The sequence below is a fragment of the Pseudomonas sp. S3_A03 genome, assembly GCF_054668275.1.
Genome location: NZ_CP162753.1, coordinates 1,923,937 through 1,949,420 on the forward strand (window position 1 = coordinate 1,923,937; position 25,484 = coordinate 1,949,420).

The 25,484-nt window shown below is 63.3% G+C and carries 13 protein-coding genes and 10 pseudogenes; 15 read left to right on the top strand and 8 right to left on the bottom strand.

Translation table 11 applies throughout. From position 1 onward, the window contains the following. Positions 1-35: 35 nt before the first annotated feature. Positions 36-1,372, bottom strand: a pseudogene (locus tag AB4O25_RS08595) (lysine N(6)-hydroxylase/L-ornithine N(5)-oxygenase family protein). 119 nt (positions 1,373-1,491) lie between these two features. Next, positions 1,492-1,973 (bottom strand): annotated as a pseudogene (locus tag AB4O25_RS08600) (sigma-70 family RNA polymerase sigma factor). Positions 1,974-2,232: 259 nt separating this feature from the next. On the opposite strand from AB4O25_RS08600, the pseudogene AB4O25_RS08605 reads away from it, so the two are divergent. The 15 genes and pseudogenes from AB4O25_RS08605 to AB4O25_RS08675 form a co-directional block, all read left to right on the top strand. Beyond that, a pseudogene (locus AB4O25_RS08605) lies at positions 2,233-3,397 on the top strand (efflux RND transporter periplasmic adaptor subunit); the annotation flags it as partial. A 6-nt stretch (positions 3,398-3,403) separates the two neighbouring features. Beyond that, positions 3,404-5,375, top strand: a pseudogene (locus AB4O25_RS08610) (MacB family efflux pump subunit). A 7-nt stretch (positions 5,376-5,382) separates the two neighbouring features. Then, positions 5,383-6,781: pseudogene (locus tag AB4O25_RS08615) on the top strand (efflux transporter outer membrane subunit). Between the two features lie 102 nt (positions 6,782-6,883). Further along, positions 6,884-7,629 (top strand): annotated as a pseudogene (locus AB4O25_RS08620) (alpha/beta fold hydrolase). 110 nt (positions 7,630-7,739) lie between these two features. After that, positions 7,740-8,510: a FadR/GntR family transcriptional regulator gene (locus tag AB4O25_RS08625; RefSeq protein ID WP_460150760.1), complete on the top strand. Its 771-nt coding sequence runs from the start codon at positions 7,740-7,742 to the stop codon at positions 8,508-8,510. A gap of 101 nt (positions 8,511-8,611) precedes the next feature. After that, positions 8,612-9,815: pseudogene (locus tag AB4O25_RS08630) on the top strand (ABC transporter substrate-binding protein). Between the two features lie 57 nt (positions 9,816-9,872). Next, entirely contained in the window at positions 9,873-10,733 is an 861-nt protein-coding gene (locus AB4O25_RS08635; RefSeq protein ID WP_017527015.1) for a branched-chain amino acid ABC transporter permease, read from the top strand. Between the two features lie 47 nt (positions 10,734-10,780). After that, on the top strand, positions 10,781-11,743 hold the full coding sequence (locus tag AB4O25_RS08640; protein ID WP_460150761.1) for a branched-chain amino acid ABC transporter permease: 963 nt from the start codon (positions 10,781-10,783) through the stop codon (positions 11,741-11,743). Next, positions 11,740-12,477: pseudogene (locus AB4O25_RS08645) on the top strand (ABC transporter ATP-binding protein); the annotation flags it as partial. The gene AB4O25_RS08640 and the pseudogene AB4O25_RS08645, both read left to right, overlap by 4 nt. Positions 12,478-12,489: 12 nt before the next feature. Continuing rightward, entirely contained in the window at positions 12,490-13,185 is a 696-nt protein-coding gene (locus AB4O25_RS08650; protein ID WP_017527012.1) for an ABC transporter ATP-binding protein, read from the top strand. 13 nt (positions 13,186-13,198) lie between these two features. Next, a complete protein-coding gene (locus AB4O25_RS08655) occupies positions 13,199-14,467 on the top strand; it encodes a Zn-dependent hydrolase (protein WP_017527011.1) in 1,269 nt (422 codons plus the stop codon). Beyond that, complete coding sequence (locus AB4O25_RS08660) at positions 14,464-15,858, top strand: amidase (RefSeq protein ID WP_135196107.1); 1,395 nt, start codon at positions 14,464-14,466, stop codon at positions 15,856-15,858. The genes AB4O25_RS08655 and AB4O25_RS08660 overlap by 4 nt, the downstream gene beginning before the upstream one ends. Positions 15,859-15,976: 118 nt before the next feature. Next, positions 15,977-16,456 (top strand): DUF2846 domain-containing protein, encoded by a 480-nt coding sequence (locus tag AB4O25_RS08665; protein WP_017527009.1) that lies wholly within the window; start codon positions 15,977-15,979, stop codon positions 16,454-16,456. A gap of 98 nt (positions 16,457-16,554) precedes the next feature. Beyond that, on the top strand, positions 16,555-17,418 hold the full coding sequence (locus tag AB4O25_RS08670; RefSeq protein ID WP_017527008.1) for a LysR family transcriptional regulator: 864 nt from the start codon (positions 16,555-16,557) through the stop codon (positions 17,416-17,418). Positions 17,419-17,476: 58 nt separating this feature from the next. Continuing rightward, on the top strand, positions 17,477-18,481 hold the full coding sequence (locus tag AB4O25_RS08675; protein WP_065877583.1) for a LacI family DNA-binding transcriptional regulator: 1,005 nt from the start codon (positions 17,477-17,479) through the stop codon (positions 18,479-18,481). Here AB4O25_RS08675 and AB4O25_RS08680 read toward each other — a convergent pair. From AB4O25_RS08680 to AB4O25_RS08705, 6 genes and pseudogenes are all read right to left on the bottom strand, one after another. Further along, positions 18,478-19,203, bottom strand: a complete 726-nt coding sequence (locus AB4O25_RS08680; RefSeq protein ID WP_065877585.1) for an SDR family oxidoreductase — start codon at positions 19,201-19,203, stop codon at positions 18,478-18,480. The genes AB4O25_RS08675 and AB4O25_RS08680 overlap by 4 nt on opposite strands. A 52-nt stretch (positions 19,204-19,255) precedes the next feature. After that, a pseudogene (locus tag AB4O25_RS08685) lies at positions 19,256-20,789 on the bottom strand (FGGY-family carbohydrate kinase). A 2-nt stretch (positions 20,790-20,791) separates the two neighbouring features. After that, a complete protein-coding gene (locus tag AB4O25_RS08690) occupies positions 20,792-21,871 on the bottom strand; it encodes an erythritol/L-threitol dehydrogenase (protein WP_017527004.1) in 1,080 nt (359 codons plus the stop codon). A 25-nt stretch (positions 21,872-21,896) separates the two neighbouring features. Next, positions 21,897-22,889 carry an ABC transporter permease gene (locus tag AB4O25_RS08695; protein ID WP_017527391.1) on the bottom strand — a complete coding sequence of 331 codons (993 nt, stop codon included), beginning with the start codon at positions 22,887-22,889 and terminating at the stop codon, positions 21,897-21,899. After that, positions 22,855-24,364: pseudogene (locus AB4O25_RS08700) on the bottom strand (sugar ABC transporter ATP-binding protein). The gene AB4O25_RS08695 and the pseudogene AB4O25_RS08700 overlap by 35 nt, the downstream one beginning before the upstream one ends. Before the next feature lie 63 nt (positions 24,365-24,427). Then, positions 24,428-25,351, bottom strand: a complete 924-nt coding sequence (locus AB4O25_RS08705; RefSeq protein ID WP_460150762.1) for a substrate-binding domain-containing protein — start codon at positions 25,349-25,351, stop codon at positions 24,428-24,430. Positions 25,352-25,484 lie beyond the last annotated feature (133 nt).

The following is a 25,484-nucleotide window of genomic DNA, read 5'->3' on the forward strand; positions in this document are numbered from 1 at the left end:
TATCAGCCAACCCTTCGGCTCACAAGCGCAGCCCGTCAGCTGGCGGAGGCCAGCAACAGGTCCTGCACCGAGCGGCCCTTGCCGCGGTTACGGTCGTTTTCGTACAACGACGCAGCAATTTCATCGGCGCGAATCGGCAGGATCGACAACAGCGTGTCGCTCAACCCGTGGCTGGCCTGGCTGAACCCCTGGATGTAGATGCCGGCCTTGCAGCGCTCATCGGTCACGATGCGGTAGTCACGGGCCACTTCGAAGTCACCCATGTAGGCTTCCAGCGGCGCCAGCAGTTCGCGGTGCATCTGGCGCTCGTAACCGGTGGCCAACACCACGGCATCGTAGTGATTGACGGTGACCTCGCCGGTGGCATTGTTGCGCAGGGTCAACTCCACACCCAGCGGGCCCGCCACAGCCTTTTCGACCACGGTCATGGTGCGGAACGCATGGCGGGCAATACCGGAGACTTTCTGGCGGTAGAAAATCCCGTAGATACGTTCGATCAGGTCCAGGTCCACCACCGAATAGTTGGTGTTCTGGTACTCGGCGACCAGCCGCTCACGCTCGGCCCCGACCTGCTGGAACACCAGGTCGGTAAAGGCCGGCGAGAACACCTCATTGACGAACGGGCTATCATCGGCCGGCTTGAGCGCCGAGCCGCGCAGGATCATGTCGACCTGCACCGACGGGTAGCTGTCATTGAGGTCGATAAAGGCCTCGGCAGCGCTCTGGCCACCGCCGATGATCGCGATACGCATCGCCTTGCCCTCGACACACGGCTGCTGCGCCATGCGCGCCAGGTATTGCGAGTGGTGGAACACGCGGCCGTCGTCCCTGAGCGCCTTGAATGCCTCGGGTACCCGAGGGTGCCGCCGGCGCTGACCACCACCGAACGGGTGGTGCGCACATGCTGCTCGCCCAGGGCATCGCGGGAAATCACACGCAGCGCCTCGACCTGCTGCTGATGCAGGATCGGTTCGATCGCCAGCACTTCTTCGCCATATCGGCCCTGGCCCTGGAATTGCGCCGCGACCCAGCGCAGGTAGTCGTTGTATTCCATGCGGCACGGATAAAAGGTGCCCAGGTTAATGAAGTCGACCAGGCGATCGTGGGCTTTCAGATAATTGACAAAGGAGTACGGGCTGGTGGGGTTGCGCAGGGTCACCAGGTCCTTGAGGAACGAAATCTGCAGTTCGCTCTGGGTCACCAGGGTATTGCCGTGCCAGCGGTAGTCGGCCTGCTTGTCGAGAAACAACGCATCCAGTTTGCCCTGGGTTTTCTCGCGTTCCTGCAGGGCGATGGCCAGCGCCAGGTTCGATGGGCCGAAACCGATACCGATAAGGTCGTGAACCGCGGGCGAAGCAATTGCCTGTGTCATTCCAGTGTCCTCTGGATAAGCCCCTGGCGATGGGGCGGGGAATACCTTCAAGACCTGCACAACAGGTCGTGTGTTGATAGGAAACGAGGACAGTGAAATAAAATTTAACTGATCGGCGATCAGTGCGCGTCCCACTCGCGCATCCGCACGCGGCAATGTTTCATGGCATTGACGATGTGTTTTTCCACCAGTGCGCGGGAAATATTCAGGCGCTCGGCGATTTGCAGATGAGTCAAACCATCGAGCTTGCGCAGCAGGAAGCTGTTGCGACAGGCCGCCGGCAACTCGGCCAGGGCGCGCTCAAGCAGCTCCAGGCGCTGGCTCTGGTCGTGACTGGCATGGGGGAAGTGGCAGAAAAGCGCTCTTCGCTGTCGAGGGTTTCCAGCGGTTCGTGCTGACGCAGGGCATTGCGCCGATGGCCATCGATCACCAGGTTGAGCGCGGTGCGGTATAGAAACGCGCGCGGCTGATCGATGGGGGTGTCGCTGGAACGCTCGAGTACCCGCACATAAGCGTCATGCACCACATCTTCGGCCACCTGACGGTTGCCCAGCTTGGCGTTGAGGAAACACACCAGCTCGCGATAGTAGTTTTCCAACATGACTCCCGTCCGCCGAAAGGGGCGGTATCCGTTCCTTGAGCACCTGAAAATGACAGCCGATTGGGTAATGGCAGTTTGACCAAGTGCAATTTATAGTAATTCTCATCTACTTTTAAAGAAGTCTTACGCCAGCGGTCGATTTTTTTGCGTATTCCACCTGTTACACGGTGTGTAACGGCCTAAATCCTCGGGCATTTTTCTCGTTTAACTGTCAGCTCCGCGCAACCGCGCTCCGAACTTTCCCGGCTGGAACCTAAGCATGAAACGCCCTCGACCTGCCCGACGCGCCCTGCTTGTTGTAGCGTGCCTGATCCCCGTGCTTGCCGTCGCCGCCTGGCAGGTACTGCCGCCGGGTCGCGATACGCTGACCACCGTCGCCGTCACGCGCGGCACTATCGAAAACAGCGTGACCGCCCTGGGCACTCTGCAACCACGGCGTTACGTGGATGTCGGCGCCCAGGCCTCCGGGCAGATCCGCAAGATCCACGTCGAGGCCGGCGATCAGGTCCAGGAAGGCCAATTGCTGGTGGAGATCGACCCGTCCACGCAAAAAGCCAAGCTCGACGCCAGCCGCTATGCCATCGAAAACCTCAAGGCCCAGTTTCGGGAGCAACAGGCCCAGCACGCACTGGCCCGCCAGAAGTACCAACGCCAGCAGCGCCTGGTGGCCGGCAACGCCACCCGCGAAGAGGATGTGCAAACCGCCAAGGCGCAATTGAACGCCACCCAGGCCCGGGTCGACATGTTCCAGGCGCAGATTCTCCAGGCCCAGGCCAGCCTGCGCAGCGATGAGGCCGAGCTGGGCTATACACGCATCTATGCGCCGATGAGCGGCACAGTGGTTGCGGTGGACGCGCGGGTCGGCCAGACCCTCAACGCCCAGCAGCAAACGCCGCTGATCCTGCGTATCGCCAAGTTGTCGCCGATGACCGTGTGGGCTGAAGTGTCGGAGGCCGATATCGGCCACGTCAAACCCGGCATGACCGCGTATTTCACCACGCTGAGCGGCGGCAACCGGCGTTGGGCCAGCACTGTGCGGCAGATCCTGCCGATCCCGCCCAAGCCCTTGAGCGAGACCCAGGGCAGCGGCAGCCCCAACGGTTTCGGCAAAAGCGGCACCGGCCGCGTGGTGCTGTACACCGTGCTGCTGGATGTGGACAACAGCGACAATGCCTTGATGGCGGAAATGACCACCCAGGTGTTTTTTGTCGCCGGCCAAGCCAAGGACACACTCACCGCGCCGGTTGCCGCGCTGCTCGGCAACGGCAGCACCGACAAGCAGAATCGCCCGGGTGGTCCTGCCGAACGGGCGCATCGAAGAGCGCGAAGTGCAACTGGGCCTCAGCGACCGCCTGCGGGTGCAGGTACTCGGCGGCCTGAGCGAAGGCGATCACCTGGTGATCGGCCCAGCCGACGGCACCGGGGTTGAATTGACCACACCGCTGATTGAACTCAAGCACATCCGCAAATCCTACGGCGGCGGCGACAGCCCGCAGGTCGACGTCTTGCGTGGCATCGACCTGTCGATCCACGCCGGCGAGTTTGTCGCCATCGTCGGCGCTTCCGGTTCCGGCAAGTCCACCTTGATGAACATCCTCGGTTGCCTCGACCGCCCGAGTGCGGGCGACTACCTGTTCGCCGGGGAAAACGTCGCCCATCTGGACAGCGACGAGCTGGCCTGGCTGCGTCGCGAGGCGTTTGGCTTCGTCTTCCAGGGCTACCACCTGATCCCCTCGGGCTCGGCCCAGGAAAACGTCGAAATGCCGGCGATCTATGCCGGTACCAGTACCACCGAGCGCCAGGCCCGGGCCACCGCCCTGCTCACCCGCCTGGGCCTGGCGGAGCGCACCGGCAACCGTCCTCATCAACTGTCCGGCGGGCAGCAGCAACGGGTCTCGATTGCCCGCGCCCTGATGAACGGCGGCCATATCATCCTCGCCGATGAACCCACCGGCGCCCTCGACAGCCACAGCGGCGCCGAGGTGATGACCCTGCTGGACGAACTGGCCGGCCAGGGCCATGTGGTCATCCTGATTACCCACGACCGCGAGGTGGCGGCGCGGGCCAACCGCATCATCGAGATTCGTGACGGCCTGATCATCAGCGATTCGGCCGAGCACCGCCCGCTCGCCCCTACCGCCCACAGCGGCGCCCTGCAAGCCGTGGACCTGCGCCGGCGGCTGAGCGACGGCGTCGAACACAATGGCGCCTGGAAGGCCGAAGTGGTGGATGCCGTGCAAGCGGCCTGGCGCGTCATGTGGATCAACCGTTTTCGCACGGCGCTGACCCTGCTGGGGATCATCATCGGCGTGGCCTCGGTGGTGGTAATGCTGGCGGTCGGCGAAGGCAGCAAACGCCAGGTCATGGCGCAAATGGGCGCGTTCGGCTCCAACATCCTCTACCTGAGCGGCGCATCGCCCAACCCGCGCACGCCGCCGGGGGTGATTACGCTCAGTGACGTCGCGGCGCTGGCGGCGTTGCCTCAGGTCAAGCGCATCATGCCGGTCAACGGCAGCGCAGCCGGCGTGCGCTATGGCAACCTCGACTACATGGCCTATGTGGGCGGCAACGACACCAACTTCCCGGACATCTTCAACTGGCCAGTGGTCGAGGGCAGCTATTTCACCGCCGCCGACGAACGCACCGGCGCCACGGTCGCCGTGATCGGCCATCGTATCCGCCAGCGGCTGTTCAAGGCCCCGGTCAACCCGATCGGCCAGTACATCCTGATTGAAAACGTGCCCTTCCAAGTGATCGGCGTGCTCGCGGAAAAAGGCGCCGCCTCCGGCGACAAGGACAGCGACGACCGCATCGCCATCCCCTACACCGCCGCCAGCGTGCGCCTGTTCGGCAGCTACAACCCCGAATACGTGGTGATTGCCGCCGCTGATGCGCGCCGGGTTCACGAAACCGAAGTGGCGATCGACCAGTTGATGCAAAAGCTGCACAACGGTAAACGCGACTACGAGTTGACCAACAACGCCGCGATGATCCAGGCCGAAGCGCGTACCCAGAACACCCTGTCGCTGATGCTCGGTTCGATTGCCGCGATTTCGCTGCTGGTGGGAGGGATCGGTGTCATGAACATCATGCTGATGACCGTGCGCGAGCGCACCCGTGAGATCGGCATCCGCATGGCCACCGGCGCCCGCCAGCGCGACATCCTGCGCCAGTTCCTCCACCGAAGCGGTGATGCTCTCGGTGGTCGGCGGCCTGTGCGGTATCGCCCTGGCGCTGCTGGTGGGTGGCGTGCTGGTGCTGGCCAAGGTGGCGGTGCAGTTTTCCTTGGTGGCGGTACTCGGCGCATTTGGTTGTGCGCTGGTCACCGGCGTCGTATTCGGCTTTATGCCGGCCCGTGCAGCTGCCCGGCTCGATCCGGTTAAGGCGTTGACCAGTGAATAAACGACCCATCCCCGCTCACCCGTGCGTGCTCAGCCTGTGCCTGTTGCTCGGCGCCTGCGCCGGCAACCCTGCGGCCGTCGACAGCGAAATCACGCCGCCGGCGGCCTGGCAATACGTCGGGGGCGAAGCCGCCCAGACCGCCCACCCACAATGGTGGGCGCAGTTCGGCAGCCCGCAACTCAACCGCCTGGTCGTTCCAGGCCCGGCATGACAGCGTTGACGTGGCCGCGGCCATGGCTCGCGTGCGCCAGGCCCAGGCCACGGCGGTGATCGCCGGGGCGCCGCTGTTACCCGAGGTGAAGTTCGACCTGAGCACCAGCCACCAGAAACTGATGCGCGGGCCCGGCGGCCCGAACCTGGATGCCTCGCCCAGCGAACGCACGGTCGACGGCTTCGGCGTCAACCTTGCCGCCAGTTACGAAGTGGACTTCTGGGGCGGCCGCGCCGCCGCCCGCGACAGCGCCCTGCACAGCCTGCGCGCCAGCGAATTCGACCGCGCCACCGTGGAGCTGACCCTGGTCAGCAACGTGGCCGACCGCTACGCACAAACCCTGGCCACCCGCCAGCGCCAGCAGATCGCCGAGTTGAACCTGGCCAATGCGCGCAATGTGCTCAAGCTGGTGCAAACCCGCTATGACGCAGGTTCCGCCACCGCCCTGGAATTGGCCCAGCAGAAAAGCCTGGTGGCCAGCCAACAGCGCCAGTTGCCATTGCTTGCCCAACTGGCCGAAGAATCCCGGATCACCCTCGCCGCCCTCCTCGGCCAACCGGTGCAAGCCCTGGACCTGGGCACCGAACCTTTCCAGGCCCTGACCTGGCCGACCATCGGCGCCGGCCTGCCCAGCCAACTGCTCAGCCGCCGACCGGATATCGCCAAGGCCGAAGCGGAACTCTCGGCGGCGCAAGCCAACGTCACGGTGGCCCGCGCCGCCATGCTGCCGACCGTGACCCTCGGCGCGACCTTTGGCTCCGACGCCTACAAAGCCCTGGACATCCTGCGCAGCCCTTACTACACCCTGACCGCCGGCCTGGTGGGGCCGATCTTCAACAACGGTCGTTTAAGCGCCGAGCGCGACAAGGCCCGTGCGCGCCAGGATGAACTGTTGCAAACCTATCGCGGCGCAATCATCAATGGGTTTGCCGATGTGGAAAAATCCCTCAGCAGCATCACGCGCCTGAACCAGCAGCGCGAATGGCAGGCAGAAGAACTGCAACAGGCGCAGACCGCCTTCCAGATCGCCGAAAGCCGCTACCAGGCGGGTGCCGAAGACCTGCTGACGGTACTGGAAACCCAACGCACCCTGTACGCCGCCCAGGACGCCCATGTGCAATTGCGTCTGTCGCGCCTGCAAGCCAGCATCGGGTTGTACAAGGCATTGGGGAGTGGCTGGCAAAGCGAACACTGATAAAAAATCCAAAATCCTACACAAGCTGTCTTCTCACCCTACATTCTTTAGACCGGGGTCGCTGGTACATGCCGCCCTAACACGGCTGCCCAGGACCTCCCGATGACTGTCGCAAAGCACCTCGCCTGGGGCTGTCTCTGGCTGGCCGCAGGCGCTGGCCATGCCGAGCCGCTGATCAGGCCCACCGCCATCGACTGGCTGCTGGACTGCCCCCTCCCCATCGCGCAGCGTCTGGACCCCGAGGTACTGGCGCGCACCCAGTGCGGCATCGTGAGCGTACCGCGTAACCATGCCGCTCCCAGGCAAGGCCACCTGAACCTTTACCTGACCCGGGTCGGTGCCCGCGAGCCGTTGAACCGCGAGGGTGTGGTATTCGCCCAGTCCGGCGACCCGCCACCCCCCAACAGCGGCGGCACCTTCGCCATTCAACTGGCCAGCCAGTGGGGAGCTTCCGCGGCCAGCGCCTATCGCACATTGCTCAACCGCTACGACGTGATTGAGCTGGGCACGCGCGACCTGGGCCGCGATGAGGATGTCGAACAAGCCGCACGCGACTTGGAATTCGTACGCACCCAACTGGGCGACGCACAACTGCACTTCCTGGGTAACGCCGCCGCCACGCGCCTGGGCAACCGCTACGCGGCGCTGTTTCCCGAACGCGTCGCGCGCATGGTGCTGGTCAACGGCGAACGCGGCATGACGGACGCGCCTCAAGTGCAACAACTGCACCTCAAGGAACCCGCCAAACCCGGCGCCAACCGTTGCGTGACCCAATGGGCGGGGCCTTTCTGGCGTATGGCAAACAGCCGCCACCGTCGACCCGCTGTGTGGGTTCAGATGACGGGTGACAGCACGCCGTTTACGACCTCCTTGCCCCGAAAACGACGCGCTGCGTTGACGCTCCGTGCCAATCGTTATTAAGTGCTATTTATCCGCATTAATACGATAAATCGAACCCATGCTAAGCCGACCGCTGCGACGCAAACGCCAGAAGCTCTCCGATGTGATTGTCGAGTCGGTCAAGCGCTCCATCGTCACCGATGCCTTGAAACCCGGCGACCGCCTGCCCACCGAGCGCGAGCTGATGGAAAGTTTCCAGTGCTCCAAAGGCTCGGCCCGCGAGGCGCTCAAGGCCCTGGAAGTGGAAGGTTTGGTGAGTACACGCACTGGCCTCAGCGGCGGCGCGTACCTGAACCAGGCCGGCACCGAACCCGCCAGCCGCGCCTTGCGCAACTACCTGCACTTCCAGCATCTGGACGGCGAGCAGGTGTACCAACTGCGCAAGGTGATCGAGGTGGAGCTGGCGGTCTCCGTGCTCGGGCGTTTGAGTGAAAACGACTTCCAGGCCTTGCAGGACAACGTGGATTTTTGCAGCGACCCGGAAGACAGCGAGGCCGGCCAGCGCGAACAGCGCCTGGCGGAACTGGAGTTTCACAACCTGCTGGCCAAGGCCTGCCCCAACCCGTTGCTGAGCTTTATGGCGCAGTTTCTCAATGACCTGTTGCGCGACCTCGTGGTGCTGAAAAAAGCCTACAAACCCAAGCGCAAACAGTTCGACGCGGCCAACCTGGACTATCACAAACAGCTGCTGATCGCCTTTCGCTCCGGGGATGAAAGCGCGGTGCGCAGCCTGATGCATGAACACATGTGCGATGCCGAACACCATATGACCGCGCTGGAAGGCCAGGTCAGCCCGCACTTTCTGCTGGAGTTCGATCACAACCACTGAATACACCGCGTTACCCCAATAAAAAACGCCTGCCCACAGGCCCCAGCTTCACCGTATCGCCCTTGCCGCTCCTGCCAATAACTAAACCAGGGAGTCACCCCATGCAGCGTCGTACGTTATTGAAAGCCAGTCTTACCGCCGCAGCCGCCCTCAGCCTCCCGCTGAGCGTGCGTTCGGCATTCGCCGCCGAGCCCTTTACCTTTTACGGCCTCAAGTCCATGTCCGGCGCTTTTGCCAGCTATGGCAAGTTTGCCGACATGGGGTCGCGCCTGGCGGTGGAACAGCATCCCGAGATTCTCGGGCGCCCGCTCAACTACAAAGTCATCGACACCGAAGGCAATGCCGGCAAGGCCGTGCGTAAGGTGCAAGAGGCCATCCAGCAGGATGGCGCGCAGTTCTTCCAGGGCTGCACCCTGTCGTCATCAGCCCTTGCGGTGGCCAAGGAAGTCGACAAGGTGGGTGGCGTGTTCATGACCCCGGTGGGCGCCGATGAAGTCACCGGCAAGGACTCGCAACAAGGCGACGTTCCGCTGGTCGGTGCCCACCTACGGCGCGATCCGCCAAACCATGGTGCCGCTGATCAAACTGCTGCCCGACGCCAAGCGCTGGTACACCATCACCCCGCAATATGTGTTCGGCGAAGCGCTGCTCGAAGGCGCAAAGACGGTGCTCAAAGAGCACGGCCTGGAGCACGTCGGCAACAGCTACCACTCATTGCAGGAACAGGAATTTTCCGGCTACCTGACCAACGCCATCTCAACCAGGCCCGACGTGCTGGTGCTGCTCAACTTTGGCAGCCAGTCGTCCAACACCCTGCGCCAGGCGGTGAATTTCGGCATCAAGGAGCGCATGAAAGTGCTGCTGGTGTGGTCCGCCGGGCTTGACCAATTCCAGGAACTGGGCAGCGATGTACTCGAAGGCGTGTACCTCGGCGCGCAGTACTGGCACCAGGTCGACACCCCGCTCAACCGCGAGCTGGTCAAGCTGACGAAAGCCAAATACGGCATCAACCCCACCTACCCGCTGGCCGCCGACTACATCAGCACCAAGGTCATGCTGGACAGCATCATCGCCACCGGCAGCTTCGACGGGCCGACCGTGGCCAAGGCCATGCAGGGCCTGAGCTTCGAGGGCCCGACCGGCAAGGAGTCGATCCGCGCAGGCGACCACCAGGTGATCAAGGACTACTACCTGCTGATCGGCAAAGCCACGGCTGATATGGCCGACAAGGACGACCTGGCCAAGGTGCTCAGCGCCGGCCAATCGTTCCCACCGGTAGACGCCACGGGCTGCACGCTCGCCTGATCCTGAACGGTTAAACACGACAAGGCGGCCCCAAGCCGCCTGTTCGAGGGTTTCTGCATGCTTAATCTTTACCTGTTCCAGATACTCAACGGCCTGGGGTTGGGGATGATCTACTTCCTGATCGCAGTCGGGCTGACGATCATTTTCGGCCTGCTCAACTTCGTCAACTTCGCCCACGGCGCGTTCTTTCTGTTGGGCGCCTACATCTGCTACACCGCCGTGAGCCTCACCGGCAACTTTTGGCTGGCGCTGCTGATCGCGCCGCTGGTGGTGGCCGCCCTGGCCTGGGTGATTGAACGCTTGCTGATCCAGCGCATTTACCACTTGCCGCACATGTTCCAGATCCTGGTGACCTTGGGCATTGCGCTGATCATCCAGGAAGCCAGCGTGATGATCTGGGGCCCGGTGGGCAAAAGCGTGGCGGTGCCGGAACTGCTGCGCGGCGTACTGGTGGTGGGCGATTTCGTCTACCCCTACTACCGCCTGTTCCTCATTGTGTTTTCCGGGCTGGTGGGCCTGGGCCTGTGGCTGTTGCTGGAACGCACGCGCTTCGGCGCCCTGGTGCGTGCCGGCAGTGAGAGCACCGAAACCGTGTCGCTGCTGGGCACCAATATCTTGCGTCTGTTCTCCATGACCTTCGCCCTCGGCGTGGCCCTGGCCGGGGTAGCCGGGGTGCTGTTCGCGCCCTTGCGCGGCGCGCAGCCATTCGTGGGCCCGGAAATTCTCGGCATCGCCTTCGTGGTGGTGGTGATCGGCGGCATGGGCTCGTTCAGCGGTGCGCTGGTCGGCGGTTTGCTGGTCGGCGTGGTGCAGAGCCTGATGACCACACTCTGGCCCCAGGGCGCGAGCCTGATGATCTACGGCGCGATGGCCGTGGTGATTCTGGTACGCCCTTATGGCCTGTTCGGGAGAGCCTGACATGAGCGAGAAAACCCCTGCCGTTTGCCAAGACCCAGTCCAAAGCCATGTTGCTGTGGGTGCTGGCGGTGCTGATCGGCCTGCCGTTGATCCTGCCTTCGGCAACCCTGGCCAGCGAGATCCTGATCTTCGCCATGGCGGCCCTGGCCTGCAACCTGCTGCTGGGCTACACCGGGCTGTTGTCGTTCGGCCAAGGCATTTTCTTTGGCGCCGGTGCGTATTGCGCGGCGCTGCTGATGATCCACCTGCAATGGGGCCTGTTCACCGCGTTGCTCGGTGCCGCTGTCGCCGGTGGTTTCCTGGCGTTGCTGGTGGGTGCGTTGGCGATCCGACGTACCGGCATTTACTTTGTGATGCTCACCTTGGCGTTCAGCCAGATGGCTTACTTCGTCGCCTACACCTTGAGCGACTGGACCGGCGGCGACAACGGTCTGCTCAGCGTGCCGCGCCCGCAGGTCCGCATCGGTGACACCGTGCTGCTGTCGCTGGCCGACGCCCGTGCCTTCTATGGTTTTGTCGCGGTGCTGTTCCTGCTGATCTTCATCGGCGCGCGCCGCGTCATCGCCTCGCCGTTCGGCAGCACGCTGATGGCAATCCGCGAAAACGAAACCCGCGCCTCGGCCATCGGCTACGACACGCGCCACTTCAAGATCCTGGTGTTTGTGTTGTCGGGCGCCGTCACCGGTATCGCCGGTGCGTTATACGCCATGCTGCTGCACTTCGTGCCGTTGTCGAACATCGACCTGGCGATGTCCGAGAACATTTTGATCATGACCATCGTCGGCGGCACCGGTTCGTTGTTCGGCTCGTTGCTGGGCGCCGGCTCCATCGTATTGCTGGGGGATTTCCTCTCCGACCTGTGGCCGCGCTGGCTGATGCTGCTGGGGGTGATTTTGATCCTGGTGGTGATCTTCATGCGCGGCGGTTTGTGGGGCGGCCTGGCCTCACTGTTCGACAAGGTGCGCCGCAGCCGCAAGGCTAGTGTGGTGAACAAGGAGCACGTGCTATGAGCATCCTTTTGGAAACCAGAAACCTGGAACTGGCCTACGGCGCGTTCCATGCGGTGAACGGCGTCAACCTCAAGGTCGAGGCCGGCACCATCCACACCATCATCGGCCCTAACGGCGCCGGCAAGACCAGCCTGTTCCATTGCCTGACCGGCGAACGCCAGGCCACCGCCGGGGCGATTCATTTCGACGGCAACAACCTGATGCGCAAGCCGGCCCACGCCCGTGTCGGCCTGGGCATGGCGCGTTCGTTCCAGCTCACCAGCCTGTTCCAGAACCTCAGCGTGCGCGAAAACCTGCGCCTGGCCGCCCAGGGCCGCGACGGCGCCCGCGCCCTGAACTTCTGGCGCCGGGTCGATAGCAAACGCGAACACCTGGAGATGGCCGACCAGGTACTCGAACGCCTGCAACTCAGCGCCCGCGCCGACACCCTGGCCGGCGAGTTGTCCCACGGCCAGCAACGGGTGCTGGAGGTGGGCATGTCGATCTGCTCCAAGCCCAAACTGCTGATGCTCGACGAGCCGACCTCGGGCATGGGCATCGATGACATCCCCATCATGACCCAGTTGATCAGCGACCTCGGCCGCGACCACACGGTGCTGTTGATCGAACACAACATGAGCATCGTCATGTCCATCAGCCAACGCATCACCGTGATGAGCCACGGCCAGATCCTGGTCGAAGGCACCCTGCAATTCGTGCGCGCCGATGAGCGCGTACGCACGGCGTATCTGGGGGGAGGCTGCCTGATGCTGATCGTCGAGAATATCCATTCCTACTACGACAAGAGCCATGTGCTCGAAGGCGTGTCGCTGACGGTCAACCCCGGCGAACTGGTGACCCTGCTGGGGCGCAACGGTGCCGGCAAGACCACCACCCTGCGCAGCATCCTCGGCATCATTTGCCCGCGCCAGGGCCAGATTCACTTCAACGGCCAGGCGCTGGTCGGGCGGAAGATCTTTGAAATCGCCCGCCAAGGGTTGGCACTGGTGCCGGAGAACCGTGGGATTTTCCGCCTGCTCACGGTAGAGGAAAACCTGCGCATCGCCGCACGCAAAACCAGCCGCTGGCAGTTGGAGGACGTGTACGCCATGTTCCCGCGCCTCAAGGAGCGCCGCAAAAACGCCGGCCACGCCCTCTCCGGCGGCGAGCAGCAGATGCTCGCCATCGCCCGCGCCCTGCTCAACGATCCCAAGCTGCTGATCCTCGATGAACCCACCGAAGGCCTGGCCCCGGTGATCGTCGACGAACTGGTGAAGATCCTGCGCAAGGTCAAGGACGACGGCCTGCCGGTGCTGCTGGTGGAACAGAACCTGATGGTCTGCGACAAACTCGCCGACCGCCATTACGTACTCGAACAGGGCCGCGTGGTGTACGAAGGCAGCGCCGAAGCCTTCCGCGCCGACCCGACCATCAAGAACCGCTACCTGGCCCTGAGTGCCTGATCGGAGATTGCAGATGAATAGTTTTGCGCAACCGCTCAAGAGCAATGCCCCGCTGATCAACCGCGACCGCCTGTGGCAATCGCTGATGGACCTGGCGCAACTGGGCGCCACGGTCAAAGGCGGCGTGTGTCGCCTGGCCCTCACCGACCTGGACCGCCAGGCCCGTGACCTGTTTGTGCAGTGGTGCGAGGCCGCCGGGTGCAGCGTCACCGTCGATGCCATCGGCAATATCTTCGCCCGCCGCGCGGGACGTAACCCGGCCCTGCCGCCGGTGATGACCGGCAGCCATATCGACACCCAACCCACCGGCGGCAAGTTCGACGGTTGCTACGGCGTGATGGCCGGGCTGGAGGTGATCCGCACCCTGAATGATTTGAAGATCGAAACCGATGCGCCGATTGAAGTGGTGGTGTGGACCAACGAAGAAGGCTCGCGCTTCCCGCCGTGCATGATGGGCTCCGGGGTGTTTGCCGGGAAGTTCGACTTGCAGGACACCCTCGACAAGCGGGATGAACAAGGCCTGTCGGTGGGCGCCGAATTACAGCGCATCGGTTATGCCGGTTCACGTGCGGTGCTGGGCCACCCGGTCGGTGCGTACTTCGAGGCACACATCGAGCAGGGCCCGGTGCTGGAAGACCAGGCCACCACCATCGGCGTGGTCATGGGGTGCCTGGGCCAGAAGTGGTTCGACCTGACCCTCACCGGTGTCGAAGCCCACGCCGGCCCAACACCGATGCACCTGCGCAAGGACGCCCTGGTCGGCGCCGCCGAGGTGGTCAGCGCGGTCAACCGCATCGCCCATCAACAACAACCTCACGCCTGCGGCACGGTTGGTTGCCTGGCCCTGCACCCCGGCTCGCGCAATGTGATTCCCGGCCAGGTGCACATGACCCTCGACTTGCGCCACCTGCACGCCGACAAACTGCAAGCGATGGTCGATGAAGTGCGCGGCGTGATCGACGCCACCGCCCAGCGTCACGGCCTGAGCGTTGAGCTGACCCCTACCGCCGACTTCCCACCGCTGGATTTCAACCCGGCTTGCGTGAAAGCCGTGCGTGACGGCGCCCAGGCGTTGGGCTTGAGCCATATGGATATCGTCAGCGGCGCCGGGCATGACGCGATTTTCGTCGCCGAGTTGGGGCCGGCCGGGATGATCTTTGTGCCCTGCGAAGGCGGCATCAGCCATAACGAAATCGAGAATGCCGCGCCGGATGACCTGGCGGCCGGTTGCGCGGTGCTGCTGCGCGCCATGGTCAATGCGGCGCAGGGGGACCTGGCATGAGCGAGATAGGCCAACTGACAGCGGTGCAACTGCTGGAGCATTTTCGCAACAAGACCTTATCGCCGGTGGAGGTCACCGAAGATGCGTTGCTGCGTATCGAGCGCTACAACCCGGTGGTCAACGCTTATTGCCACGTGGACCCGCAAGGCGCGCTGAACGCCGCACGCGCCTCGGAGCAGCGCTGGTTCAAGGGCGAGCCGTGCGGTGCGCTGGACGGTGTGCCGGCTTCGATCAAAGACCTGACGCTGACTGTCGGCATGCCCACCCGCAAGGGCTCGCGCACCACCTGCGCTGCAGGCCCGTGGGACATCGATGCACCCTTCACAGCCTTTATGCGCAAGGCCGGCGCGGTGCTGCTGGGCAAAACCACCACCCCGGAATTCGGCTGGAAAGGCGTTACCGACAACCCCTTGTACGGCATCACCCGCAACCCGTGGAACACGCGTACCACCGCCGGCGGATCATCCGGCGGTGCCGGCGCGGCGGCGGCGCTGAACCTGGGCGTGCTGCACCAGGGCAGCGATGCCGGCGGCTCGATCCGGATCCCGTGCGCGTTTACCGGCACGTTCGGCATCAAGCCGAGCTTCGGCTATGTGCCGCAATGGCCGGCCAGCTCCATGACGATCCTGTCGCACTTGGGCCCGATGACGCGCACGGTAGAAGACAGTGTGTTGATGCTGCAAACCGTGGCGCGGCCGGATGCGCGGGATGGTTTGATCGGAGCGCCACGCAGCACGCCGTGGTTATCGCACGCGACGGACTTGAAGGGTGTGCGTATCGCGTACAGCCCCAACTTCGGTTACATCGACGTTGACCCGCAGGTGGCCGAAGTCGTCGCCCGGGCGGTGGAGGGCCTGGCGCAGCTGGGCGCTCATGTCGAGCAGATCGACCCCGGTTTCAGCGACCCACAGCAGGTATTCAGCACCCTCTGGGCCGCCGGCGCCGCACGCCTGACCCGCACGATGAGCGACGCCCAAAAACAGCTGTTGGACCCCGGCCTGCGGCGCATTGCGGAGCGTGGCGAGCGGTTGAGCCTGGATGATTTCAACACGGCCCTCGAAGCTCGCGCCGCGTTGGTGGCAAAGATGGCGGCGTTCCACCAGCACTACGATGTGCTGGTGTCGCCGATGATGCCGATCACCGCGTTCGAGGCCGGGCACAACGTACCGCCCGGCTCGGGCCTGCAGGAATGGACCGAGTGGACGCGGTTCACCTACCCCTTCAACCTCACCCAGCAACCGGCGGCGTCGGTGCCGTGCGGCTTGGCGGCGAATGGCTTGCCGGTGGGGCTGCATGTGGTGGCGGCGCGGTTTGCCGATGAGCAGGTGTTGAGGGTGTGCCAGGTGTATGCGCGCGCTTTTCCAACCCGACATTTGCAGGCACCGGTCTGACGGATAACCGCCGTGCCTTCGGCATGCGCTGACGCCTGGCTCAGTGCTATTCTCGCGCCCCCAACGTTTTCAGGAGTTTTATGCAATGCCAAGAACACTCACACGGATAGGTCTTTTCTTGGCGCTGGCCTGCTTGCAAGGCTGCGCGCATACCGACCCACTGCTGGGGCAGCCCTACTTCACCGCGCCGGCCCAAACCGCCAACGACAAGGCAACCGTTTACTTCGTGCGCGAGTATCGCCTCATGAGCCCGCAGTTCACCACCGAAGTCCATGTGGACGGCAAGAGCCTTGGGGAACTGCCTACCGGCGGCTACTTCAAGGTTGACTTGCCCGCCGGCGTGCACCGCATCAGCTCCAACAAAACCTCAATCCTCACCGACGAAGCCACGCGTCAGTTTGACTTGCCCGTCAAGGCCGGCCAGAGCTACTTCGTGGTGGACCAGGATTTGTGGGCAGAACCCAAGGACGGTTTCACCCTGGGGGAGATGAACAACAATCGCTATCGAGGCGCCATGCACTATTTTCGCTGGGCGCTGCTACCTGCCGATACTGCGCAGACATTCATGCCCAAGTACCGGCTGGCCAAGTCTGAATAGAACCGTCCCTGTTAGCCCGATAACCGCCCCTCCCACATTTTTGACTGCATTCCAGTTCCTAGCCTTTACACTGTCGCCCATTCTTCCCAGGGGGCTTCATGGACATCGAACTGGCACGCACTTTCCTTGAAATCAGCCGTTGCGGCAGCCTGGCCGCGGCGGCCGAGAAACTGCACGTCACCCAGACCGCCATTACCGCACGCGTCAAAAACCTGGAAAACCAATTGGGCTGTACGCTGTTCGTGCGCAACCGCGCCGGCGCCCGGCTGACGGCCGACGGCGAGGCGTTTGTGGTATACGCCAACCAATTGCTGCAAACCTGGGAAGCCGCGCGCCGCGACTTGCCGTTGCCCGATGGCTATCGCAATGTGCTGCATATCGGCGGCGAGGTGAGCCTGTGCAACCCGTTGATGCTCGGCTGGGCCCAGGCCCTGCGCGAACACATCCCCGGGCACGCCCTGCGCACGGAAATCCGCGAAGGCGAATACCTGCTGCGCCAACTGGAACTGGGTGTGCTCGATGCCGCACTGGTGTTCCAGCCGCAATACTGGCCGGGGTTGCAGGTGGAGCAAGTGCTGGAAGAAAAACTGATCCTGGTGCAGTTGGTGAGCAAGCCTGAGCCCTACGTGTACATCGATTGGGGCCAGGGCTTTCGTCAGCAGCATGACGCCGCCCTGCCCGACAAGGCCCGCGCCGCCGTGAGTTTCAACCTGGGGCCACTGGCGTTGCAGTACATCCTCGAACATGGCGGCGCGGGCTATTTCCGCACACGCGTGGTGCAAAGCTACCTGGACAGCGGCGTGATGCGGCGCGTGCCCAAGGCGCCGGAGTTCAGTTTCCCGACGTACCTGGTGTACTCGCGGGCACGGGATTCGGCGGTATTGCAGCAGGCGCTGGAATTGCTGCGCGGGGTGGTCAAGGCCGAAAGTGACTGGTCACAGCGCTGGGACCCACTGATTTGAATCACTGTCAGTCGCCGCCCATGCTAGCCTGCGTGGGTGTCCTCTGGCAGCCTTACCGATGAACAAGAAAAAGTCCGTCACCATCAGCGACATCGCCAAACGCGTCGGCATGACCACCATCACCGTGTCCCGGGCGTTGAGCAAACCTGACCTGGTCAAACCCGCCACCCTGGCACGCATCCTGGAAGTGGCGCGCGAACTCGACTACGTGCCGAACGCCTTTGCACGCGGGCTCAAACGCAGTGAAAGCCTGATCATCGGCGTGATTACCGCGTCAGTCGACAACCCGTTCTACAGCGAGATGATCAAGGCGATTTCCCGCGAGGCCAAACAACACGGCTACACCATCATGCTGGTGGACACCGATGAGTTGGAGGAACTGGAAAGCAAAGCGGTCGATACGTTATTGGGCTACCGCGTGGCGGGGATCATCCTGTCACCGGTCTCCGACGAGCCGAGCTACCAACCCGACTACCTGGAGCGCCTGCGCAACGGCAAGACCCCGGTGGTGCTGCTCGATCGCACCCTCCATGACAGCCCGTTCAGTCGCGTGGTGCTCGACAACTACCACAGCGGCATCCAGGCTGCGCAGTACCTGTTGCGCCAAACCCCCGCCCTCAAGCACCTGCTGGTGCTCACCGGCCCCGCGCATTCGCGCATCACCGTCGAACGCCTCAAAGGCCTGCGCGAAGTGCTGGCCGAACATCCACAGGTACAGGTGCACGTGCAAGCCGGCGACTACACGCTGATGCCCTCCTACCTGCACACCCTCGACTACCTGGCCGAACATCCGGCGCCGGACGCGATCATGGGCTTCAACCAGTTGATCACCCTGGGCGCCCTGCGCGCCCTGCGCATGCACAACATTCCCCATGACAGCCTGACCATCTGCGGCATCGACCGCCTGCCGTTCGCCGATATCTTCGGCGTGCCGATCGCCTGCGTGGCCCACGATGCGTCCCTGGCGGGCAGCAGCGCGGTACGCCTGCTGCTCGATCGCCTGCAAGATCCGTACAAACCACGGGACAAAGTGGTGATCGCCGGCAAGCTGGAGAACGGCTAGCGGCTGGTGTAACCACCGTCGATCGGCAGGCTCACGCCGCTGATCATGCTGGCGGCATCGCTGAGCAGAAACAACACCGGCAGCGCCACTTCCACGGTCTCGGCAAAGCGCCCCAGTGGGATCGCCGCCAGCGCCGGATCGCGCTTGGCCGGGTCGGACCAGGCCATGGTGGCCATGGGCGTGAGGGTGACGGTGGGGTTGACGCTGTTCACGCGGATGCCAAAGCGGCCCCATTCGGCGCACTGCACGCGGGTGATCGCGTCCAGCGCGGCCTTGGAGGCGCAGTAGCCGAGGTGCTCGTCCAGCGCCACCAATGACGCCTGGCTGGAGACGTTGACGATGCTGCCGGCGATATGCGCCTGGATCATGTTGGCCGCCACACGGCTGGCCACCTGCGCGGCGGCGCGGGCGTTGACCTGCATAACCTGGTCAAAGGCCTCGGCACTGATGGCGGCGGCAGGCTCCAGGCGCGAGATACCGGCGCAGTTGACCAGGCCGTGCAAGGGCGGCAAGCCTTGCAGGGCCTTGTCGAGGGCGGTGCTGTCGGCGATGTCCAGGCACAGGGTGTGACAGCCCAGTTGCGACAGGGCCTCGGCGTCGCGGCCAAGCGCAAAGACCTCGGCGCCGCTGGCGATCAGTTGCCGGGCAATTTCGCGGCCGATGCCACTGCTGGCGCCGGTGACGAGAATGCGCTGGTGGGTGAAGTCGAAGGTTGCGTTCATGATCACTTTTCCATAGGCGATAAAGTTACCCACATTTTTGGACCGTGTTGATTCAGGTAGTTTGCAGGTTGTGCATGATCGGCCTCAGGGCTGGATACAACTTCACATACTCGGCGAAGACCCGGTCATACACCTCGGCGTTCTGCGCCTTGGGTTCGGCGCGCAACGCCAGGTGCACCCAGCCTTTGTCCATCGCCTCATCACTCACCAACCCCACCGCGTGCGCCGCCAGCAGCGCCGCGCCCAAGGCCGCCTCGACTTCCTGAACAATGGTGTACACCGGTAACCGCGTGACATCCGCGATGATCTGCATCCACAAATCCGAGCGGCTCGCGCCCCCCACCACGATCAAGCGTGGGTCCAGTGAGTGCGCGCCGCGAGTACCCGCCTCGATGTTATGGCGCAGGGCAAAAACTCACCCCCTCCAATACCGCGCGGTACAGGTGGATACGGCTGTGATACAGGTTCAGGCCAACAAAACTGCCACTGGCGCGGTCGTCCCACACCGGGCTGCGCTCGCCCATCAGGTAGGGCAGGAACACCACCCCTTCGCTGCCCGCCGGAATATTCATCGCGCTCTGTTCCAGCAGTACCAGGCTGTCCAGGCCGCGGGCCTTGGCCTGTTGTTCCTCGGCCTGGCAGAACTGTTCGCGAAACCAGCTCACCGACGCCCCTGCGGTAATCGCGCCGCCGAAGATGTACAGGTCCCGATGACCGTTGTAGACGTGGGGCATGCTGACCAAGCCGTGACGCGCATCCACCTGCTGGTTCAGGTAGCCCCAGCACATACTGGTGCCGATCATCGCCACGTGGTTGCCCGGCTGCGTGACGCCGGCGGCCAGCGTTGCCATGGCTGCATCCACGCCCCCGGCAAGCACCGGGGTGCCCGCCTGCAAGCCCAGGCGGGTGGCCCAGCCGTCAAGCAAACCACCGACGACGTCGGCGCCATACAGCAGGCGCTGCGGCATCATCGCCAACGGTATGCCCAGCTCGGCCAGCAGTGCTTCGGACCAACCCCGCGCCGCCACATCGTAGACCCCACCGATATTGCCGGCACTGCTATGGTCCACCGCCAGCTCACCCGTGAGGCACCAGTTGATGTAACTGTTGGGCGGCAGCAAGTAGCGGGTGTTCGCCCAGACCTCGGGCTGGTGCTGCTTGAGCCAGAGCATCTTGGTGAAGCCGTAATAACTGTCCACCGAGTTGCCGGTGATCCTGAACAAGCGCTCCAGGTCCACATGCTCGCGTACCCACGCCACCTGCTCGCCGGCACGCCGGTCCATCCAGATCAGGCATGGGTGCAGCGGCGTCATCTGCGCATCCACCGGGATGCCCGAGCCGCCATACAGGCTGCTGATGCACAGCGCCTTGACCTGCCCCGCCGCCACCTCGGCCTTGGCCATGCACTGCGCCACGCAGGCCTCGACGGCATCCAGCCAGACCTGCGGCCATTGCTCGGCCCAGCGCACCTTGGGGGTATCCACGCGATACCCCTGGCTATGCTGGGCGATGATCGTGCCTTGAGCATCCACCAGCAGCGCCTTGGTACTTTGGGTTCCTATGTCCACACCCATCACGTAATGCATGATCAGCGCACCGGCTTGAGCAGCACCTTGATCGACTTGGTCGAATTGGCCAGTTCGAAAGCCTCGGCAAAGTCATCCAACGGGAAATCATGGGTGACAATGCCCTTGGACGTCACCAGCCCGCGTTCGAACAGGTCGATGGCGATCGGGTAGCAATACGGCCCGAGGTGAGCGCCGCGTACGTCCAGTTCCTTGCGGTCGCCGATGATCGACCAGTCCACGCTGGTCTCGGCGCCAAACACACTGAACTCGACAAAACGCCCAAGCTTGCGGATCAGGTCCAGGCCCTGGGTAACGCCGGCCGGCACGCCGGTGGTCTCGATGTAAACGTCGCAGCCATAGTTGTCGGTCAGGCCATTGATGATCTCGCGGGCATTCTCGCGGGCCGGGTTGATCACCACGTCGGCGCCGAATTTTTTCGCCAGTTCCAGGCGCTCGTCGACCATGTCGATCACCACCAGTTTCTTCGGGGTTTTCAGCGCCGCGACCTGCACCATGCACAGCCCGAGGGTGCCCGCACCGGCGATCACCACCACATCGTCAAGCTGGATATCACCACGGTTGACGGTGTGGATCGAGCAGGCCATCGGCTCCACCAGCGCCGAGTCTTCCAGCGACACCGCCGCCGGAATCTTGTGCACGATGGCGGTCTTGGGAATGCGCATGTACTGCGCCATGCCGCCTTCGGCCACTTCACGCTGGAAGCCGAAGATGTTGTGCACTTCACACATCCAATACTGACCCGACTTGCAGAAACGACACTTGGCGCACGGCACGATCTGCTCGGCGATGACCTTGTCGCCCACCTGCACCTCGAAGTGTTCCTCGGCGCCCTCGCCCACTTGCTCCACATAGCCGAAAAACTCATGGCCCGGTACCACCGGCGCCTTGACCCATGGGTTGTCGCCGCCCCAGAACATCGCCGCGCCCGAGTGGCACTTGCAGTCACTGGCGCAGATGCCGCACGCGGCGATGCGGATCACCAGTTCATTGGGGCGCGCCTGCGGTTTGCCGATGCGTTCCAGGCGGTAGTCTTTAGGGCCGTGGCAGACGACGGCTTGCATTTGGGTGTGCTTGTCCATGATGGTTGACCTATATGAGAGGAGTTTATTTATGGCGCTGACGGCTGATAAAAATCGCCAGCAAAATGATCCCGCCCTTGATCACGCTCTGGACGTAGGGCGACACGCCGAGCATGTTCAATCCGTTGTTCAAGACGCCGAGCAGCATGGCGCCGAGCAAGGTGCCGACGATCACCCCGCGGCCCCCGGCAATCGACGCACCGCCGAGTACCACGGCGGCAATCGCATCCAGCTCGAACGACACACCGGCATTGGGCTGGCCACTCATCAAGCGCGAGGTGAGCACCAGCCCGGCAATCGCGGCGGTCAGGCCGCTGATGCCGTACACCAGCAACTTGAAGCGCGCCGCGCGCACGCCGGACAAACGCACGGCTTCCTCATTGCCGCCGATGGCGTAGATGTAGCGGCCGACGCGGGTGTGTTGCAGCAGCACGTAGGCGGCCAGGTAAGTGATCAGCATGATCAGGATCGGCACCTGGATGCCGAACACGCTTTCGCGACCGAAGAAGGCAAACCAGTCCGGCAGGCCGGAAATCGGGTAGCCGTCGGTGTACATCAGGCCCAGGCCCCGGGCGATGCCCATGGTCGCCAGGGTGACGATGATCGGCGGCATGTGCAGGTAGGCCACGAATAAACCGTTGCCGATGCCGAAGGCCACGCCGATCAGCATGCCGGCTCCAATCGCCAGCCCCGGTGGCAGCCCCGCGACCATCAGCCCGGCCGTCAGCGTGCCGGACAACGCCATCACCGGCCCTACCGATAAATCGATGCCACCGGTGAGAATCACGCAGGTCATGCCCACCGCAATAATCGCGTTGATCGACACCTGCCGGGCGATGTTCGACAGGTTGCTGGCGGTCAGGAACGTGTCGCTGGCGAGGATCATCACCAGGGTCACCACCACCAGCCCCACGAACGGATAGAACGCCGGCGAACGCACCAGCCGCGCCAGGTTCAGGCGCAGCCGAGCGGTGTCGGCGCGGTTAATGGACGTATTCACTTGAGCCCCCTGTTGCATGGCGCATGACCTCTTGAGGATTGACGGCGGACGCTTCCAGGACCTTGACGATCGCGCCTTTGTGGAACACGGCGACGCGGTCGCACATGCCGATGATTTCGGGCAGTTCGGAGGAAATCATGATGATCGCGTAGCCCTGTTCGGTGAGGCTGCGCATCAGCGCGTAGATCTGTGCCTTGGCGCCCACGTCGATGCCGCGCGTGGGTTCGTCGAACACCAGCACGTCGCAGTGGTGGTTGACCCAACGCGCGATCACCACCTTTTGCTGGTTGCCGCCACTGAGGTTGAACACCCGGCTTTCGCCGCTCGGGGCCTTGATCGACAGCTGCTTCATCAATGCCTCGACGCTGGCGCATTCCTTGGCCTTGTCGATCAGGCCACCGGCGTTCTGGTACTTGGGCAGGTTGTTCAGGGAGATGTTTTCGCGAATGCTGAAATCGGTGATCAGCCCTTCGCTCTTGCGGCTTTCCGGCAGCAGGCCGATGCCATGGGCCAGTGCCTGGGCCGGGTCGTCGAGGCGGATTTTTTCACCGCGCAGCCACACCTCCTTGCTCACCGACGGCAGCGCGCCGAGCATGCCCAGGGCCAGCTCAGTGCGGCCGGAGCCGACCAGGCCGGCAAACCCGAGGATCTCGCCCTGGTGCAGTTGGAAGCTGTTATGCGGGCCGTTGCGCACCAACTGGATGTCCTTGACCTCCAGCAATAACGGACCGCGCCCGGTGCCGGGCTTGGGCGGGAAACTGCATTCCAGGCGGCGGCCCACCATCATTTCCACCAGGCGGTCGATATCGCTGTCGGCCACATCGGTGACGCCCACGTTAGCGCCGTCGCGCAGCACGCTGATGCGGTCGCAGACCTGGAAAATCTCTTCCAAATGATGGGAGATAAAAATCACCGCCACGCCCTGGCGCTTGAGCTCACGCATGATCTCGAACAGCAGCTCGGCCTCGCTGGGCGTCAGGGTCGCGGTGGGTTCATCGAGCACCAGCAAACGCGCATCCAGCGCCAGGGCCTTGGCGATTTCGACGAACTGCTGCTCGGCCACGCTCAAATGCTCGACCGCGCAATGCAGGTCGATGCTCACGCCCAGGCGCTGGAACAATGCCTCGGCGGCCGCGACCATCTCACGCTTGCGCAACAGGCCGAAGCGGTTGCTCAGCTCGTGGCCGAGGAAGATATTTTCCACTGCCGTGAGATAGGGAATCAGGCTGAATTCCTGGAACACGATGCCGATTCCGGCGGCAATGGCGTCGCGGTAAGTGGCGAAACGCTGTGCCTGGCCATTGATGAGGATCCGCCCTTCGTCCTGGTGCTCGACGCCGCCGAGGATCTTCATCAGGGTCGATTTGCCCGCGCCATTTTCGCCGAGCAAGGCATGGATCTCGCCGCGCTCGACTTGCAGGTTGATGGACTTGAGGGCCTGCACCCCCTGGGTAACGCTTACAGATATTTTCCAGCTTCAGAAGACTGCTCATGCCGCCGACCTCTCGCTCAGAAGGAGCCCCAGGCCCCACGCCTTCCGTGGGGCCATGGGCGGTTTACCAGCTGAAGTCCTTGGCCTTGGCCTGGTCGATCAGAGTGATGTCCACCGGAATAGTGGCGGGCACTTGCGCGCCCCACTTCTTGGCCAGGGCAACGCCCAGGGCCAGGCGGATCTGGTCGCGGGGGTACTGGGCCGAGGTGGCGATGAATTTGCTGCCGGGTTTCTGGATCGCCTTGATCGCTTCCGGCGCGCCATCGACACTGACCAGTTTCACGTCCAGGCCACTGGCTTCGATGGCCGACAGGGCACCGAGGGAGCCGTTGTCGTTGACGCTGAAAATGCCCTTGAGGCCGGGTTGGGCCTGCAACATGTTTTCGGTGACGGTCAGCGCCTGGTCACGCTCCTGCTTGCCGTTCTGGATGCTCACGACCTTGATGCCAGGGTGCTTGGCCACGGCATCTTTGCAACCGCGCACACGCTCCAGGATCGGCACCACGGCAATGCCGTCGAGGATCGCGATGTTGCCTTTGTTGCCAATGTTTTTAGCCAGGTATTCACAGGCCTGGAAACCGGCATCGAAGTTCTTCGAACCGACGAATGAATCCAGAGGGCCTTCGGCCTGGGCGTCCACCGCCACCACCACGACACCGGCGGCGTGAGCGGATTTGACGGCCGATTGCACGCCGACCGAATCGGTGGGGTTGATCAGCAGGATATCGATGCCTTTTTGCAGCATGTCTTCCACGTCGCTGACCTGCTTGGACACGTCGTGGCGGGCGTCGGTGATGATGAGTTTCGCACCGATGCTCGCGCCGGCTTCTTCCAGGGCGTTTTTCATGGTGACGAAATAGGGGTTGTTGATTTCCTGGAATGACGCGCCGATGCGGATCGGCTTGGCGGCGTCGGCAAATGCCGGTGCAACGGTGCCGAGGGTGATGCTTACAGCCAATAAACACAGGGTTTTCGGGAGCATTTTCATGGCGTGGGTCTCTGTTTTGTTTTTATTTTTAGAGCAAATGTTATCGTTAACATTTTGCGAGAAGCTAGCAAGGAAATCCCGGGCGTGCAAGCCCCCGTTGGTCGTACCGCCTGCAAACAGCCTCTTGAGAGGT

Bases quoted from the DNA above. Each gene is read 5' to 3' on its own strand.
- AB4O25_RS08660 (WP_135196107.1), top strand. From the start codon at position 14,464: ATGAGCGAGATAGGCCAACTGACAGCGGTGCAACTGCTGGAGCATTTT.
- AB4O25_RS08640 (WP_460150761.1), top strand. From the start codon at position 10,781: ATGTTGCTGTGGGTGCTGGCGGTGCTGATCGGCCTGCCGTTGATCCTG.
- AB4O25_RS08675 (WP_065877583.1), top strand. From the start codon at position 17,477: ATGAACAAGAAAAAGTCCGTCACCATCAGCGACATCGCCAAACGCGTC.
- AB4O25_RS08695 (WP_017527391.1), bottom strand. From the start codon at position 22,889: ATGCAACAGGGGGCTCAAGTGAATACGTCCATTAACCGCGCCGACACC.
- AB4O25_RS08625 (WP_460150760.1), top strand. From the start codon at position 7,740: ATGCTAAGCCGACCGCTGCGACGCAAACGCCAGAAGCTCTCCGATGTG.
- AB4O25_RS08680 (WP_065877585.1), bottom strand. From the start codon at position 19,203: ATGAACGCAACCTTCGACTTCACCCACCAGCGCATTCTCGTCACCGGC.
- AB4O25_RS08670 (WP_017527008.1), top strand. From the start codon at position 16,555: ATGGACATCGAACTGGCACGCACTTTCCTTGAAATCAGCCGTTGCGGC.
- AB4O25_RS08705 (WP_460150762.1), bottom strand. From the start codon at position 25,351: ATGAAAATGCTCCCGAAAACCCTGTGTTTATTGGCTGTAAGCATCACC.
- AB4O25_RS08690 (WP_017527004.1), bottom strand. From the start codon at position 21,871: ATGGACAAGCACACCCAAATGCAAGCCGTCGTCTGCCACGGCCCTAAA.
- AB4O25_RS08635 (WP_017527015.1), top strand. From the start codon at position 9,873: ATGCTTAATCTTTACCTGTTCCAGATACTCAACGGCCTGGGGTTGGGG.
- AB4O25_RS08650 (WP_017527012.1), top strand. From the start codon at position 12,490: ATGCTGATCGTCGAGAATATCCATTCCTACTACGACAAGAGCCATGTG.
- AB4O25_RS08655 (WP_017527011.1), top strand. From the start codon at position 13,199: ATGAATAGTTTTGCGCAACCGCTCAAGAGCAATGCCCCGCTGATCAAC.